Source organism: Bifidobacterium sp. W8112 (assembly GCF_016101425.1).
GTDB classification, from domain to species: Bacteria; Actinomycetota; Actinomycetes; order Actinomycetales; family Bifidobacteriaceae; genus Bombiscardovia; species Bombiscardovia apousia.
In genome coordinates this window covers 834,380-850,861 of sequence record NZ_JACFQN010000001.1, presented here as the reverse complement: position 1 = coordinate 850,861, position 16,482 = coordinate 834,380, and the positions used below count along the sequence as shown (strand labels likewise).

14 protein-coding genes are annotated in these 16,482 nt (G+C 61.3%); 13 read left to right on the top strand and 1 reads right to left on the bottom strand.

All coding sequences use genetic code 11. The annotated features are described in order from the left end of the window. The first annotated feature begins 54 nt into the window (after positions 1-54). The 5 genes from H3T92_RS03525 to H3T92_RS03505 all read left to right on the top strand — a co-directional run bounded on the left by H3T92_RS03525 (position 55) and on the right by H3T92_RS03505 (position 6,235). Entirely contained in the window at positions 55-2,976 is a 2,922-nt protein-coding gene (locus H3T92_RS03525) for a DNA polymerase III subunit gamma and tau (protein ID WP_144084924.1), read from the top strand. Beyond that, complete coding sequence (recR, locus tag H3T92_RS03520) at positions 2,976-3,578, top strand: recombination mediator RecR (protein ID WP_015022549.1); 603 nt, start codon at positions 2,976-2,978, stop codon at positions 3,576-3,578. Before H3T92_RS03525 ends, recR begins: the two co-directional genes overlap by 1 nt. Positions 3,579-3,735: 157 nt before the next feature. After that, positions 3,736-4,542, top strand: coding sequence for an aspartate kinase (locus H3T92_RS03515; RefSeq protein ID WP_144084925.1), 807 nt, complete (start codon positions 3,736-3,738; stop codon positions 4,540-4,542). 23 nt (positions 4,543-4,565) lie between these two features. Next, complete coding sequence (locus H3T92_RS03510) at positions 4,566-5,129, top strand: ACT domain-containing protein (RefSeq protein WP_015022547.1); 564 nt, start codon at positions 4,566-4,568, stop codon at positions 5,127-5,129. Positions 5,130-5,146: 17 nt separating this feature from the next. Beyond that, positions 5,147-6,235, top strand: a complete 1,089-nt coding sequence (locus H3T92_RS03505; protein WP_144084926.1) for an aspartate-semialdehyde dehydrogenase — start codon at positions 5,147-5,149, stop codon at positions 6,233-6,235. 61 nt (positions 6,236-6,296) lie between these two features. Here H3T92_RS03505 and H3T92_RS03500 read toward each other — a convergent pair whose 3' ends face one another. Continuing rightward, positions 6,297-7,337: a sugar-binding transcriptional regulator gene (locus tag H3T92_RS03500; RefSeq protein ID WP_232341846.1), complete on the bottom strand. Its 1,041-nt coding sequence runs from the start codon at positions 7,335-7,337 to the stop codon at positions 6,297-6,299. A 244-nt stretch (positions 7,338-7,581) separates the two neighbouring features. Here H3T92_RS03500 and H3T92_RS03495 point away from each other — a divergent pair, with 244 nt between their 5' ends. The 8 genes from H3T92_RS03495 (at position 7,582) to leuA (ending at position 16,408) form a co-directional block, all read left to right on the top strand. Beyond that, entirely contained in the window at positions 7,582-8,571 is a 990-nt protein-coding gene (locus tag H3T92_RS03495) for a phosphotriesterase family protein (protein WP_024626968.1), read from the top strand. A 5-nt stretch (positions 8,572-8,576) separates the two neighbouring features. Further along, a complete protein-coding gene (locus tag H3T92_RS03490; protein ID WP_024626967.1) occupies positions 8,577-9,251 on the top strand; it encodes a 3-keto-L-gulonate-6-phosphate decarboxylase UlaD in 675 nt (224 codons plus the stop codon). Continuing rightward, positions 9,248-10,117, top strand: a complete 870-nt coding sequence (locus H3T92_RS03485; RefSeq protein WP_144084927.1) for an L-ribulose-5-phosphate 3-epimerase — start codon at positions 9,248-9,250, stop codon at positions 10,115-10,117. Before H3T92_RS03490 ends, H3T92_RS03485 begins: the two co-directional genes overlap by 4 nt. Before the next feature lie 212 nt (positions 10,118-10,329). Further along, on the top strand, positions 10,330-11,286 hold the full coding sequence (locus H3T92_RS03480; protein WP_144084928.1) for a sugar kinase: 957 nt from the start codon (positions 10,330-10,332) through the stop codon (positions 11,284-11,286). Positions 11,287-11,417: 131 nt separating this feature from the next. Further along, positions 11,418-12,779 carry an MFS transporter gene (locus tag H3T92_RS03475; RefSeq protein WP_144084929.1) on the top strand — a complete coding sequence of 454 codons (1,362 nt, stop codon included), beginning with the start codon at positions 11,418-11,420 and terminating at the stop codon, positions 12,777-12,779. 94 nt (positions 12,780-12,873) lie between these two features. Continuing rightward, the gene (locus H3T92_RS03470) at positions 12,874-13,566 is read left to right on the top strand and encodes an L-ribulose-5-phosphate 4-epimerase (RefSeq protein ID WP_144085197.1); all 693 of its coding nucleotides are present in this window, start codon (positions 12,874-12,876) and stop codon (positions 13,564-13,566) included. An 84-nt stretch (positions 13,567-13,650) separates the two neighbouring features. Then, on the top strand, positions 13,651-14,271 hold the full coding sequence (locus H3T92_RS03465) for a DUF5701 family protein (protein WP_024626962.1): 621 nt from the start codon (positions 13,651-13,653) through the stop codon (positions 14,269-14,271). A gap of 226 nt (positions 14,272-14,497) precedes the next feature. Beyond that, positions 14,498-16,408 (top strand): 2-isopropylmalate synthase, encoded by a 1,911-nt coding sequence (gene leuA, locus H3T92_RS03460; RefSeq protein WP_144084930.1) that lies wholly within the window; start codon positions 14,498-14,500, stop codon positions 16,406-16,408. Positions 16,409-16,482: the final 74 nt, after the last annotated feature.

Sequence of the window (16,482 nt, the reverse complement as noted above, 5' to 3'; positions counted from 1 at the left end):
GGAAGCCTTCGGAAGGAAAGCGAACGTGTCTAAAGAAATGGATAGCCTTGAACCATGGCACTAGCACTCTATCGGCGGTATCGGCCTGACACTTTTGACGGCATCATCGGTCAGAAGCAGGTCACGGTGCCCCTTACCCGAGCTCTGGATGAGAACCGGCTGACCCATGCCTACCTGTTCTCCGGTCCCAGGGGATGTGGAAAGACCAGCAGTGCCCGGATTTTCGCCCGCTGTGTCAACTGCGCCAAGGGACCGACCAGCCATCCCTGCGGCGAATGTGACAGCTGCAGGGATCTGGCCACGGGAGGCCCCGGTTCCATCGACGTGGTGGAGATTGACGCCGCCAGCCATAATGGCGTCGACGATGCAAGGGAGCTCAGGGAGCGGGCAGGCTTTGCCCCTGTGCGTGACCGCTACAAGATCTTCATTTTGGATGAGGCTCATATGGTCACCCAGCAAGGATTCAACGCCCTGCTGAAAATCGTCGAAGAACCGCCGGAACACGTCATGTTCATCTTCGCCACCACAGAGCCGGAGAAGGTGATCGGCACTATCCGCTCCCGCACCCACCATTACCCCTTCCGTCTCGTGCCCCAGGAAGTCATGGGGCCTTATCTCGAGGGCATCTGCGAAAAAGAGGGCATCAAGGCCGAACCCGGTGTTCTCAAGCTGGCCATGCGGGCTGGAGGCGGATCGGTGCGTGACACCCTTTCTGTGTTGGACCAGCTCATGGTAGGCGCTGACGAGCACACCATCACCTATGATGCGGCTGTAGCTCTGCTGGGGTTCACTCCTGCCGCACTGATCGGCGAAGCTGTGGATACGCTGATCGACCACGATGGTGCTGGCCTCTACGGGGTCATTCAAAAGGTTGTCGTCGGCGGGTTCGAGCCCCAGCGCTTCGTTGAGGATCTGCTGGCCCATGTCCGCGACCTGCTGGTTCTCAAACTGGCGGGGGACCGGGCTGAAAGCGTGCTGAGCGAAGATGGCGACGACGACCAGGTGGCCGATCTGCGTCGGCAGGCGGATGCTTTGGATCTGCAGGTCCTGACCAGAATGGCCGACATCATCAACGATGCACTGGCGGGAATGAACGGGGCCACTTCGCCCAGGATGCGCTTGGAGCTGCTGGCTGCCAGGCTGCTGGCAATTGGCTGCGAACCTATGGAGCAGGCATCGGCCGCAGGGGCAGCTTCCCCCTCCGGGTCGGCCACGGCGCCCGCCCGCGGTGGGTTCATTGGCGCTGACAGGTCGCAGCGGAGCGGTCGGCCGTCCACAGCATCGCAGTCTGGCAGTGCTGATGGCGCTGATCGCCCCGAACAATCCAGCATGGCAGGCTCGCCATCTGTTGTAGCGCCCGCCTCCTCTGCCGGGCCACAGACCATGGCCGGCTCTCATTCTGATTCCTCCGCTTATGGACAGCGAGAGGGCGAAGAGCAGTCGCCCCATTCCGGCTCTGATCCTATCCAACCCGAGCGCAAGGAAGCTCCCTCCTGGCCGACTGGACAGGCGGAGGGACAAGCTAGGCCATCCAGTCCCTCCAGACCCGCCCGGTCCGCGGAAACACCTCGGCCTGCACAACAGGAGACTGCGCAAGGGCAGGCAAACGAGGTGCCGACTGGTACAGAGCTGGATAAGCGCTGGGATGCCCTGGTTGCTGCCCTGCCTGATGAGGTCCGCCAGTATGTCGTGCGAGACCGGGTGCCCACCGTAGCCATGACAGCAGGCCCCTCCGGCCGCAAGCGGCTGTCTATGACCTTCGACCGTCCACTCAGTCAACATGCCTTCGCCATGGCCGTGGCTGCACAGTCGGTTGACGGGGAGACCAAGGTGCCGCGTATCGTCATGGTCCGCGCTCGCCAGGAGTTCGGACAGTCCACCATGATCGCCCCATCGGGGACGGCTGCCAACGGTGAGACTGTGGAGTCCGTCAACAGGATGTCTCCCCAGCGCCGGGCAGAGGTCAAGAAGGAGGTGGCTCTAGCGCGAGCCGGGTTAGCCACCATGAACCTTGGGGCGGCGGTCATGCCTCATGCGGCCACAGAGCAGGGGCATGCTCCTAGAGGGATGACGGCCTCGGCCGGTCATGATGGTGGGGCCGGAGCATCGGCATCAGACGGGAAGTCCACTCCTGGAGAAGCTTCAGGCGAAGGGAGCTCCGACGACGCTCACCACCCGGTCGGTGGCCCTGTCCAGTCGTCTTCGAAACCGCTTCCAGCGGCGGGTTTCGGCTCGACCGCTTCAACGGTGTTGCCGGACGATGATCCCTGGGCTCACCCCATGCCAGCGATTCATGCGCCGCAAAAGACCTGGCAGCCTGATCAGGGCGGCGATGGATCCACTGGCCAGAAAGACCATGAGTCCAAAAAGGTGGCCCTGCCGGACATGACCGATGACACGGATCCTTGGGCTGTGCCCGATTCCGGGACCAGCGCCGTAGTCTCTGCAGAGTCCTCCAACAGTCAAGGCCATGAAGCTTCTCAGTCGGTAGATTCATCCGGTCAGGGAGGCGTCTCGAGCGCCACCTCGGCTTCGACATTGGGAACTGGATCGGTTTCCGGTGAAGGGGTCATGGCGACTGGCGCATCAACCTTGTCGGATGCGCAGAGCGACGATCACGGTTCCGATGCTGTCGGTGGCTCGGATGGCCCCCAGACAATGGCAAAGGTTGCTGGAGCTGAGGGCAGGAGAGCGCCAGCAGGCTTCGCTAGTCCGGCCTCCAGTGGTCCCGGTCAGGACGGGGCCTCGTCTGCTGCAGTTTCCTCCCAGACCTCAAGGCCGTCAGTGGATCCCGAGGACGATGTCTATTCCATGGACGATGCCAGACTCGGGGCGGACAATGCCATGAACCAGGATGAACTGACCAAATTGTTCGACGTGACCAAGGTGGAGGACTTTGCTGCTGACGATCCCCAGAATCCGATCAACGTCCAAAAGCGCCGGCAGGAACAGGCGCAGCGACAGGGAGGTGAATGATGGCTGCTACCTATGATGGAGCCATTCAAGAGCTGATCGATGCTTTTGCGCAACTGCCGGGCATTGGCCCCAAGGGCGCGCAGCGCATCGCCTTCTACATTCTGGGAGCCGATCGGCGTAGCGCTCAGGATTTGGCCGATGCTATCGTCGCCGCCAAGGAGAAGGTTCGGTTTTGCGAGATCTGTGGCAATGTCTGCGAGACCAGCCCATGCCCTATCTGCCAGGATCCGCGTCGTGACCGCAGCATCATCTGCGTCGTCGAGGAACCCAAGGATGTCATGAGCATTGAGCGGACCGGAGAGTATAGGGGCCTTTATCATGTCTTGGGCGGGGCCATCGACCCTATGTCCAACGTCGGTCCTGGCGATCTGCGCATTCCCGAGCTCTTGAAGCGGTTGGGCACGGATCAGGTCAAGGAGGTCATGCTGGCCTTGGATCCCAACATTGAAGGCGAGGCCACCACCACCTACCTGGGACGGCTGCTGGGCCCTCTGGATCTGCGGGTCACCAGGCTGGCCAGCGGTCTGCCTGTCGGCAGCGATCTGGAATATGCCGACGAGATCACCCTTGGCCGGGCAATATCCGGCCGTCGCGATCTGTAAGGCCTGCGGTCACTGATTCGTAGCCTCCCTGGCTGCCGTCAATGTTTCGCATATTGGTGGAGGGGGTCTGATAGAACGGTGTCGTTCGTATAATCCATGTAATCAACATGTTGCAGATGATGGTCTAGTGGCTTAACCGTCGCGGGATGGAACAGCAGTGGCACTTATCGTTCAGAAGTATGGCGGGTCCTCGGTGGCGGACTCGGACTCCATCAAGCGTGTGGCCAAGCGCATTATTGACACCAAGCGCGCCGGCAATGACATTGCTGTGGTGGTTTCCGCTATGGGGGACACCACTGATGATCTGATTGACCAGGCCATGGACGTGGATTCCAATCCTCCTGCCCGAGAGATGGACATGCTCATGACGGCGGGTGAGCGCATCTCCATGAGCCTGCTGGCCATGAGCATCCATGCACAAGGCGAGCATGCCCATTCCTTCACCGGCTCGCAGGCGGGATTCATGACTGATGCACGCTACGGCGCAGCCCACATCCGCCATGTTCGACCTCAGCGAGTCATGAAGGCCTTGGACCGAGGTGAAGTGGGGATTGTGGCCGGCTTTCAGGGGGTCAATTCAGACGGCGACGCCACCACCCTGGGTCGTGGCGGCTCGGATACCTCGGCTGTGGCCCTAGCCGTGGCACTCAAGGCGGATGTCTGCGAGATCTATACCGATGTGGACGGGGTTTTCACCGCCGATCCGCGCATCGTTCCCACCGCCCGTAGAATCGCCCGCATTTCATATGAGGAAATGCTGGAGATGGCGGCCGGCGGATCCAAGGTGCTGGCCCTGCGCTGCGTGGAGTATGCCCAGCGTTTCCGCATGCCCATCCATGTGCGCAGTTCCTTTTCCCATCGCCCAGGCACGCTGATCATGCCCGACGATGTCGATGCTGACAAGATTCCCAATTTGGAGACCGGCCAGCTGCCGGATCGCCCCGCCGCACGCGCTGACAGGTGACGGGATATGACGGAAGGAAGGACATGACCAACGGCGAATCCATGGGTGACCTGTTTCCGGACCTGAACGGCCCTGAGTCACCCATCATTTCAGGGGTTGCCCACGACCGCAGTGAGACTCAGGTCAGTCTGCGTGCCGTGCCCGACCGACCTGGCGTGGCCGCACAGCTCTTCACCATCCTTGCCGAGGGCGGCATCAACATCGATATGATCGTCCAGGCTGGGGCGGCTACCGGCACCGTGGACATCTCTTTCACGCTCCCGTCCGCTCAGGCTGATCAGGTGGTCCCCATGCTGGATGACTCCCGCGAGCAATTGGGGTTCCGGTCAGTGGATATCAATCCCGAGGTGGGCAAGGTGACCCTGGTAGGCGTAGGGATGAAAACCCATTCGGGCATCACCGCCACCTTCTTCCGGGCCTTGAGCGACCGACATATCAACGTGCTCATGATCTCGACCTCCGAAATCCGCATCTCCGCCCTGGTGCCCATCCAGGATCTCGACGAGGCGGTGCGGGCCATCCATACGGCCTTCCACTTGGATGCCGATCAGGTCGAGGCGGTCGTTTATGGCGGCACGGGTCGCTGAGCGAGAAGGAGAGAGCAATGACGGATAAGGCTGATTTGGCGAACAACGGACGTCGTGGCATCAATGTAGCCGTTCTGGGCGCCACAGGTCAAGTAGGCATGGTCATGCGCCGCATGCTGGACGAACGGGACTTCCCGGTGGCTGACTTGCGATTCATGGCCTCGTCGCGGTCTGCCGGAGAGCAGTTGCCTTGGCGTGACAGGACCATCACGGTCGAGGATGTTGAGCAGGCCGACCTGAGCGGGATCGATTTGGCCATCTTCTCCGCCGGCGGCTCGACTTCAGGAACCTGGGCTCCTCGCTTCGCTGAGGCCGGTGCCTACGTGGTCGACAACTCCTCCCATTGGCGGATGGATCCCGAGGTCCCCCTGGTGGTGTCTGAGGTCAACCCGGAGGACTTGGATCTTATCCCGCGGCGGATCGTGGCCAATCCCAACTGCACCACCATGGCCTGCATGCCGGTGCTGAGTCCCTTAGCCAAGGCATACGGTCTGCGCCGTCTGATCGTCTCCTCCTACCAGGCTGTGTCGGGGGCTGGTCGTGCCGGCGTCCTCCAGCTGCGCGACGAGGCCAAAACCGCCGTGGAGCAAGGGGCTGACCGGCTGGTCTTCGACGGATCGGCCATCGAGTTCCCACCGCCCACCAAGGTGGTGCGCACCATTGCCTTCAACGCCGTTCCCTTCATCGGCGCTCTGGTCGATGATGGCAGCGGGGAGACCGACGAGGAGCAGAAGCTGCGCAATGAGAGCCGCAAGATCCTGCACCTGCCTGATCTGGCCGCTTCCTGCACCTGCGTGCGGGTAGGGGTCTTCACTGCCCACGGTATGAGCATCAATGCCGAGTTCGAGCACGACGTCACTCCTGACCAGGCCCGCGACCTGCTGTCCAAGGCCCCCGGAGTAAGTCTGGCGGAAATCCCCACTCCACTGGACGCAGCCGGCAAAGACCCCAGCTTCGTGGGTCGCATCCGCCAGGACCAGGCTGTGGAGGGCAAGAGGGGATTGTCCATGTTCGTGGCCAACGACAACCTGCGCAAGGGCGCTGCCCTCAACGCCGTGCAGATTGCCGAGCTGATCGCCCGCAAGCACTTCGCCGACAGGATCTGATTGCGCATCTGGGCTGATCGGTTCTACCAGGCTCCGTCTGCCTGATGGTTTTCATGCAGGGTCAGCCCTGCTTGGCCTCTGCTTGGCTCGGGGTTTGTGAGGCTTTTCTGCCTGCCCTCCTCTGCCGTTGTTCCAGCTCAAGTATCCCTTCGGCCGTGTCGCGGTCGGTGGCCAGTGCAGAGATGAGCCCAGCCCGCAGACAGGCGAGGATGCTGGCAACCTTTTGCGGCCCCCAGGCCACGCCTATGACCAGAGGGATCCGCTTCAGGCGTTCGAATTCAATCGATATAGTGCGTTCACACAGGCTGGTTCGGATGTGGCGACCCTGGGCATCGATGTGATGCCCGCAGATGTGTCCCACGGCCTTGAGCTCGGTCACCTCCTTGATGAAAGCCGCATTCTCGTAGTCTTTGAAAATGTGTCCTGACCTTCCCTCCTTGACCGACCCGACTCCCACCACCGCAACGTCGGCGTGTCCGCCCAGAGTCAGGGTGTCGGCGATCTGGCGTTCTTTGCGCATGGCTTCAGCTACGGATGTCGAAGAAAGGATCATGGGCACCGGCAGCGACGAGTAGCTGCCGCCCAGTCGCTGGGCCAGCATGCGGCATATCTCCGGTGAATCCGTCATAGGATTGGTCGGCGACAGGGAACCGATCATCTGCACGACCTTGGACTTTGCCCAGTTTTGCAGGGGAACTTCTCGAACCGTGTAGGCGACGGCGTTGCCATTGGAGACGGTTATCAAAGAGTCGGGCCTGGTCTGCTCAACCAGGAGAGCCGCCGCGCTTCGGGGTACGACATCATACCCGGTGCATCCTTGCGGTGGCTCCGAGACCCGAGCACAACGGAGGTTGAATTGCCGGATCAGCCTGGACTCCAGGTCTTCAAGCCGTTCCAGTGGATTCTCAATGGAGATCTTTACCAGTCCTCGCTCTTGGGCCTCTTTCAGCATCCGGGAGACGGAGGGGCGGGAATAGCCTGTCTCTGTGGCGATCTGGGACTGCAGCATGTGGTCCTGGTAGTACATGCGGGCTATGCGAAGAAGCAGCTGGACCCGCTTGCGAGCATCCGAGCTGGTCATCATCTGTAAATCGCTGAACATATGTACATTTTATCAGAATTCGCATACACGAGCCTAGCTGTCCCAAATGGTCTAAAGAAAGCTCTTGTAATGCTGGAAATGAAATATATAAAGATATAAATTTATTCTTCAAGTACATATGTTCATCGATATCCTTGTTGTTCTCTGATGGCTCCCATAGTCTGTTTCCTGTCAAAGGCACCGGAAGAAAAGCCTGAAGACCGGTGCCGCGAAGTCGCAGAGCACAAACAACAAAGGAGTTCACATGGCATTCGCACGAACCATTCTGGGTGATGTCGATCCGAGCACGCTTGGCGTAGTCAACAGCCACGACCATCTGATCCGGGTGGGAGCCGGTGAGGTCTACCTGGACAAGGACCATCAACTGGATTCAGTCGAGAAGGCAGAGACCGAGGCCGGCTATTTCGCCAAGGCCTCGCTGAAGTGGAGCAAGCAGGGCGGCACCGTGGTGGACATGTGCCCCATCAACTGCGGCCGTGACATCGAGAAGCTGGCTGAGGTGGCCCGCTCGGTGGAGAACCTGCAGATCATAGGGGCCACCGGCTTCCATCGTGAGCATGTCTACCTGGAGACCCAGTCCCACTGGATCAACCGCTACAGCGTCGATCAGATCGCCGATCTGGTCATCGCCGATATCCGTGAGGGCATCGATCGCAACGACTACACCGGCCCCCTGGTGGATCGCAGCCCCTATAAGGCAGGTGTCATCAAGATCGGCACTGCTTACGGCGAGATCACGCCTTTCGAGCATAAGTGCATGGAGGCTGCTGCCAAGGCGGCCATCGAAACCGGCGCTCCCATCAACACACACACCACCTATGGAACCTGTGGCCTGGAACAGGCCCAGACTCTGATCGGGCTGGGGGTCCCCGCGGACCAGATCGCCATCGGCCACATTCAGCGCAATGCTGATGTCTACTACCTGGAGGAGATCCTGGATCTGGGCGTTTACCTGGAAATCGACGGCACCAACAGGATCAAGTATCAGCCCGATTCCAACAGGATGATGGAGCTCAAGGCTTTCAAGAAAGACGGCTATGAGGACCGTATCCTCCTGGGCACGGACTCCGGCAAGCGCTCCTACCAGAAGGTCTACGGCTCTGTGAGCGGCGTGGACTACAACCCGGCAGTGGACGGCCCCCGCATGATCGCCGAAGGCTTTGATCCCGACTACGTGGACAAGCTGCTCATCCGCAACGCCCACAACTTCTTCTCCTTCCGTAAGGAGGCCTGAGCGCGATGGCAGCAGACAAGACCCTGGAACGCCCCCAGCTTCAGATCGCGCTGGACACCTTTGATATGCCCTCGGCCCTGAGGCCTCTGAATGCGGCCGTCAGCCAAGTGGATGTCATCGAGTGCGGAACGGTCCTGATCATCGCCGAAGGGCTGAGAGCCGTGCGCGAGATCCGTGCTCTCTATCCCAATAAGACCATCCTGGCTGATGTCAGGATCGCCGAGGCTGGTGCGGTCATCTCCCGCGCCTGCTTCGAGGCGGGTGCCAGCTGGGTCTCGGTGGTCGCCGGGGCCAGCATGACCACGGTCGAGCAGGTGGTGAAGGTGGCCCAGGAGTTCGGCGGTGAGGTCCAGATTGAGCTGGGTGAAACCTACGATCCCGAACAGGCGCGCGAATGGCGGCGACTTGGAGCTACCCAGGTCATCGTCCATCGTTCTCGCGACGCTGAAGCGGCCGGAAAGCTGACCTGGGGGGAGGACGACAAGGATCGCATCCGCCAGCTGCATCAGATGGGCTTCAAGGTCACTGTGACCGGCGGGGTCACGGCCAAGGATCTGCCCTTCTTCCAAGGAGTTCCCGTCGGAGTGGTGATCTCCGGCCGCGGCATTGTCAAGGCTGACGACCCCCTGGCCGCTGCGACCGAGCTGCGGGAGACCATCGGCAGGGTGTGGCCGCAATGAGCGGCAGCATCACCCTGGGCATCTATGAGAAGGCCCTGAAGTCCCCCGCCGAGCCGGATGATTGGGATGCGTTCATGTCCCAGGTGGCGGCCGATGGGTTCACCTTCATGGATCTGTCCATTGACGAAAGCGACAAGCGGATGGCCCGCTTGGACTGGACGGCTGCCCAGGCTTCCACCTTCCGTCAGGCCGCTGACCGCCAGGGCGTCCAGGTCGGAGGGATCTGCCTGAGCTGCCACCGTAAGGTTGGCCCTGGCTCGGCCGATCCGGCTGTCCGCCGTCAGGCCTATGAGATCTTCCTCAAGGCGATCGATCTGGCTCATGAGGCGGGCATTCCCCTGATTCAGGTAGCCGGTTACTACGCCTACTACGAGGACCCTGATCCCGACCAGCGCGCCAGGTATGTGGAGGTTTTGGCCAGGGCGGCTGAGTATGCGGCCCAGGCCGGCGTCATGCTGGGCATAGAGAATGTGGATGGCAATGACATCACCTCCATCACCAAGGGTCTGGCCATCTGCGATCAGGTCGGGTCCTCCTGGTTGAGCATGTACCCGGATATCGGCAACCTCTACGAGCAGGAGCTGGATGCCGTGGCTGAGCTCAGGGCTGGAGCCGGCAGAATGCTGGCCATCCATGTCAAGGATGTGCTCCCAGGGCAGCCGCGTCGCATCACCATGGGCGAGGGCTGTGCCGATTTTCCCACGGCTTTCGCCGAGCTGGCCCGGCAATCCTGGTCGGGGCGGATCATGCTGGAGATGTGGAACGATGATTCGGACCAGGCCGATCAGATCGTCGCGAATGCAAGGAAGAAAGTGGAAACCTGGCTGCGAGGGGCTGACATGGAGGTGCTTGACCCCAGAGGCTGAAGTACAGGTCGCAGCGGTCACGGTTGCGACCCGGGGGTGGTTGTGCCGGTCCTCCACCCCCTTGGCATCGGCAGGGAGGCAATGATGCCAGCGGTCGCCCCTGGAGGGTCGACCCGATCGGTGCGAGTTTGAATGTGACAGGTCGTAATACGGAATGAAGCGGACGTCGTGGTCCATTCTAGAGAAGCGGCCATGTAGACAAGGAGCAAGTGATGGCAGAACATGCATATGACCTTTCGACCATAGGAGAGGGGCAGATCAGGCTCACGGTCAGGAGGGGGGAGCGGCTGATGAACGCCCGGTCGGTCCTGATGAATCCAGCCTGTTCCGAGGCCAATGTGGCTGGAGTGTTGGCTCAGCTTCAGCGCAAGACCCTGTGGACCTCTTCGCTGCCGGAGGGGGATTTGGGCGAATACGTCCTGAGCGAGTACAGGTCTGTGGGTGTTGATCTGAGCACCATGGTCCGCAAGCCGGCCAGCCGAATCGCCCTCTACTTCATGGAGCCGGGCGAACCCCCCATGCCGGCCAACGTCATCTACGACCGCGAGTACACCCCCTTCAGGTCGACGGGGATCGAGGATTACGACTGGGACCGGATGCTGGACACCCGCCTGCTCTTCCTGACCGGCATCACCGCGGCCCTGACCGATACCACCGCTCAGGTGGTGACTTATGCGGCCGAGCAGGCGGAGAAGCGCGGCATCGACATCGCCTTTGACGTGAACTTCCGCAGCAAGCTTTGGTCTGGTGACCAGGCCAGAAAGGTTTTGGAGCCCATCGCTCATAAGGCCCGCATTCTCTTCTGCTCCATCAAGGACGCCAAAAGCGTCTTCGGAATCGAGGGGACAGGCGAGGAGGTCTGCGAGCAGCTCTACCAGCGCTTCGGCAATGAGTACATTGTTTCCACCAATCACTTGGATGGTCCTTACTTGAGAACCTCCAAGGGAATCAAGAAGTACGTCACCACGACGGTTCCGGTGGTGGATCGTCCCGGCGCCGGGGATTCCTTCGTGGCTGCCACCCTCCACGGCTTCCTCTCCGATGATGTGGAGTGCGGTGTCAGGTGGGGACAGCGGGCCGCCGAGTATGCCCTGACGCATATGGGCGATCTGACCCGTATCCGCGCCCAGGAACTGGATATTCCGCTGGGCGGGGATATCAACCGTTGACCGTTCCTTCATGATCCAAGGCCGCCGCAGCATTCTCCAAGGAAGGAGAGAGCGACCTGGATCCTCAGGTCAGATCCGTACGGGGGTCGGGCCGCCATCATCATGACCATCCGAGAAAGAAAAGCACCATTATGAGTGATACACATGTCACACAGGCCGGGGAGACACTGACCGCATACGAGCAGATAGACGCTCGTCCCCTGACCGGACATCAGAAAAGCATCATCGGCCTGGCCATAGCCGGCAACATATCCGAATTCTTCGATATGTTCCTGATTGGTTTCGTGGTCTCCCTCCTGACTTCGGCCTGGCACCTGACCGGGGTTTCCGCTGGAATCATCCTGGCCTGCTCCGGGCTGGGCACGGTCATCGGATCCATCCTCTGGGGGCGTTTGGCCGATCGCTTCGGCCGCAAGCATGCCTTCCAGTGGTGTGTTCTCTGCTTCGTGGTCTTCACGGCCCTGTCAGTCTTCCTGCCTGACGGTGCCTGGATCCTGCTGGCCATCCTGCGCATCGGCGTGGGTGTCGGCGTAGGCGGCCTGAACATCATCTCCATCCCCTACGTCCAGGAATTCGTGCCGGCCAGACAGCGCGGCATGCTCTCCGGCCTGGCCTCGGTCTTCATTCCTCTGGGTCTGCTCCTGGGATCCGTCTCGCAGAGCCTGATTGGCGACAATTGGCGCGTGCTGGTGGCCCTGGGCGTTATCCCTGTCCTTCTTCTGTTCTGGTTGGCGACGGTGCCGGAGTCCCCTCGTTTCTATCAGAGCGTGGGACGTGACAATGATGCCCGCAAGGCCTTGGCATGGGCTCTTGAGCTTCCCGCGGACCAGGTCGGCGCCCTGCCCAAGGTCGAGCAGGAGCAGAAGGCCAGTTATCGTCTGCTTCTGTCCAAGCATCTAAGGCCGCTGGTCATCATTTCGGTTGGCTCCTTCTGCTTCATTCTGGGTTCCTTCGCCATCCAATCCTGGGGTCAAACGCTGATGAAGGATGCTTTCGGCTTCTCAACGCAGATGGTGGCCTACCTGTTCATGGGCGTCTCCGTGGCCGACTGCATCGGCAGATTCGGCTCTGCCTGGCTGGCTGACATCATCGGTCGGCGTTGGACCATGTTCTCCTTCGGCATCATCGGGGCTCTGGGATGCTTCTACGCGGCCTTCTTCCACAATTCCGGCTGGCAGTTCTACATCGCTGTCCTGGTCATCATGACCTTCGCCGACGGTGTCTTCGGCATTCTCAACGCTTTCGGCGGCGAGCAGTTACCCAACGATGTTCGTTCCACCGGACTGGGGCTGGGATACGGCATCGGCGCCACGGCCAAGATCGTAGGCCCTATATTCATGGGGCTCCTGGTGGGCGGCGACTATGTCTCCCAGCACATCAACATCGGCGTTGTCACCACGGCATTCACCTTCTTCGGTGTCTGCCTGGTCATCGGCGCTGTTATTTATCTCTTTGCCCAGGAGACCAAGGGCAAGGATCTGGAAAGCCTGTGAGGATACGCAGCAGGGTCTGTGCACGCAGGTAAGCAAACCGGGCCGGCTTTTCGCAGGAAGGGTCGGCCCCTTATTGGGAATGGTGGTGGTTCGTATGACGTCCTTGGCTGATTTTTCTGATGAGGTACGTGTCGAAGTGGGATTGGTTCGTGAGCATGTTGCCGCCCTGCATGAGCAGTTGATCAAGTGGGGGCTGGTGGTGTGGACGGCGGGGAATGTCTCGCAACGCCTGCATTCAGCCGACTTGCTGGTGATCAAGCCATCCGGGGTGCGCTACGAGCAGTTAACGCCGGAATCAATGGTGGTCACGGATCTGGAAGGGCATGTGGTGGACGGATCTGCCGCCCCCTCCTCGGATGTGTTTTCGCACGCCTACATCTACCGGCACATGCCTGAAGTATTTGGCGTGGTGCATACGCATTCGACCTTTGCTACGGCCTTTGCTGCAGTGGGCCGGTCAATTCCATGCGTATTGACGATGATGGGTGACGAGTTCGGTGGTCCGGTGCCGGTGGGTCCCTTCGCCTTGATTGGTTCGGACCAGATAGGTCGTGGGGTGGTCGAAACCCTGGCGGAACATCCGGGCTGTCCTGCGGTGCTCATGCGCAATCACGGCCCCTTCACGGTCGGTGCTGATGCTGAGGCTGCGGTCAAGGCGGCGGCGATGACGGAGGAGGTGGCGCGTACGGTGTGGGCTGCTGAGCAAATCGGTACGCCTGTGCCATTGTCCGACGAGGATGTGGCCAGTCTGAACGACCGTTATCAGCACGTGTACGGCCAGCACTAAATCGGAATACGATACCTCGCCCTGGCAGGTGAGTGTCGAGAGTGTAGGTGCTCGCGGGGGCAGATTCGAATTAGACTGGAGGCTATGACCAGATCTTCCCAAGAAGTGCAGCGGCAACTGGATCGGATCGTGGCCCTGGGCTATCCGGATGTGGCGGACATCAGCGCCGCCGCCTTCAGAGCCTTGGCCCAACCCCTGATTTCCGCGCTGGAGTCCACTGAGCTGGGCGAGCAGATCCTGCTCATCCCCACCAGAGAGCTGGTCTCGCCCGAGTCGCTGATCGCCCGGACCAGCATCAACCGCATGGCCGGCTTCACCACCATGCCGCCGCGTGACATCGCCAGCTTCCTGCCCCAGAACGGGTTCGAGCCGCCCGAGGGTCCCTTTTACATCGTCCTGGAGCCGCATACCGGGACCTGCTACACCAACCGCGAACCCGACGTGGCCCGCAAACTGATCGACTCCGACGACCGCCTCCCTCTGACCTTGGAGGAGGGTCTGGCCATCGCCACCCAGCATCCCGACTGGCTGGCGGTCAAGAACGGCTTCAACCTGCTGGGGTCCCACAGCGCCGATGGGCGTGTGCCCAGCATCTGGATGAGCCAGAACGCCCCCCGCCTGGGTTCGGTCTGGCCCAACTCGCGTCACACCTGGCTGGGCAACGCCTACTGCGAGGGCCGTCGCGGCGTCTCCCTTTTCCAGTGAGCACTCTGTCAGCGCTTGCATCGTGTGGTATTTGCATCCTTGGCAACCTCGCAAATTATGCCAGGCTCCGCGCGCTCGCCTTCCGCTGCGTCGTAATGCGGACCCGGACCGCATGTCCCGGCCCTCCTCCGGTAAGATAATGACACCCCCGGTGCGGTTTCGACATGCCCGAACGCCTATAGCCGGGCGACATTGTGGTTTCCGACGAACGAAAGAAGGAGGAGAGATGGATCAGGATCGTGCATCCGTGTTTGATCTTGCGGCCCAGGCCGCGGCGTCCAATGGAGGGAACAACGACCTGCTGCTGCCTCCCCCCAGGTTTGTGGGTTCGCCGCAGAAGCCCAGCGCCATGCCCTACACCAAGTATGTGGCCTACAACAAGCAGGTTCCCTTTGACTATCCGCAGCGCACCTGGCCGGGCAAGACCCTGAAGCGGGCGCCTCGCTGGTGCTCGGTGGATCTTCGCGACGGCAACCAGGCCCTGGTCGACCCCATGGATTCCGAGCGCAAGCTGAGATTCTGGAATCTGCTGATCTCCATGGGTTTCAAGGAGATCGAGGTGGGCTTCCCCTCGGCCTCCGAAACCGATTACGACTTCATCCGCCTCCTGATAGAGCGCGAGCTGATCCCTGACGACGTGACCATCGTGGTCCTGACTCAGGCCCGCGAGCATCTGATCCGCCGTACCTACGAGGCCCTGCGTGGGGCCAAGCGGGCGGTGGTCCACTTCTACAACTCGGTCTCGGTCCTGCAGCGGGAGGTCGTCTTCCACAAGGACAAGGCCGGCATCAAGCAGCTGGCCACTGACGCAGCCGAGCTCTGCCGATCTCTGGAGGCCGATGCCGGGGGCACCGACCTTTCCTACGAGTATTCGCCCGAATCCTTCTCTGGCGCAGAGCCTGAGTACTCCCTGGAGGTCTGCAACGCGGTCATCGACGTGATCCGGCCTACGCCGGAGCATCCCATGATCATCAACCTGCCCAACACCGTGGAGATGACCACCCCCAATGTCTTCGCTGACGAGGTGGAGTACATATCCACCAACCTCAAGGACCGGGATGCAGTGGTGCTCTCCCTGCACCCCCACAATGACGAGGGCATGGCCGTGGCCGCCACCGAGCTCAGCCTGCTGGCCGGGGCCGACCGGGTCGAGGGCTGCCTGCTGGGCAATGGCGAACGCACCGGCAATGTCGACATTTGCACGGTGGGGCTGAACCTGCTGGTCCAGGGAATCGACCCCCAGCTGGACTTCTCCGACATGCCCGGCATCCGTCGGACGGTGGAGTACTGCAATCAGATCGCCGTCTCCGAGCGGCACCCCTATGTGGGCAACTTTGTCTTTACAGCCTTCTCCGGCTCCCACCAGGACGCGATCAAGAAGGGGCTGGATGCCCGGCAGCAGGCGGCTCTGCGCGCCAACGCCAACCCCGACGACTTCCTCTGGCTGGTGCCCTACCTGCCCATCGATCCCAAGGATGTGGGCGGCAACTACGAGGCCATCATCCGGGTCAACTCCCAATCGGGCAAGGGCGGCATGGCCTACCTGCTCAAGGCCAACCACCATCTGGATCTGCCCAAGCGCCTTCAGGTGGAGTTCGAACGACTGGTCCAGAGCTATGCCGACAGGACCAAGCGCGAGGTCAAGGATGCCGACATCTGGCGGCTCTTCAAGGACGAGTACCTGCCCGTGGAGGCCGGCGGAAGCGTGGTCGGCGGCGAGTCCATGGCCGATCAGCGCGACGAGACCCTGCAGCAGTGGGGACGCTTCAAGCTCCTGAATGTGGCAGTCACCTCCGGCGAGGACGGCTCCGACACTGTTCTCGATGCCACCCTGCTGGACCGGGGACTTGCCCCAGGCGATCCTGAGGAGCGCCGTCGTGTTCAGGGGCATGGGAACGGTCCTATTGCGGCCTTCCTGGATGCACTCAAGTCCCTGGATCAGACCGTTTCGGTTCTGGACTACGCCGAGCACGCTATGACCGCAGGCACGGATGCCCTGGCCGCCTCCTACGTGGAATGCCGGGTGGGCGAACCGGCCAGGTCCCGGGTGATCTGGGGCGTGGGCATCGATTCGTCCATCTCCACCAGCTCCCTCAAGGCCATCATCTCGGCCCTCAACCGCTTCCAGCGCGGCTAGCGGTCATAGGGGATAAAGCAACCCCAGACCAGCTAGACCAGCCTTACGGTCCGATCCGAGCGCAGCTGATTCGT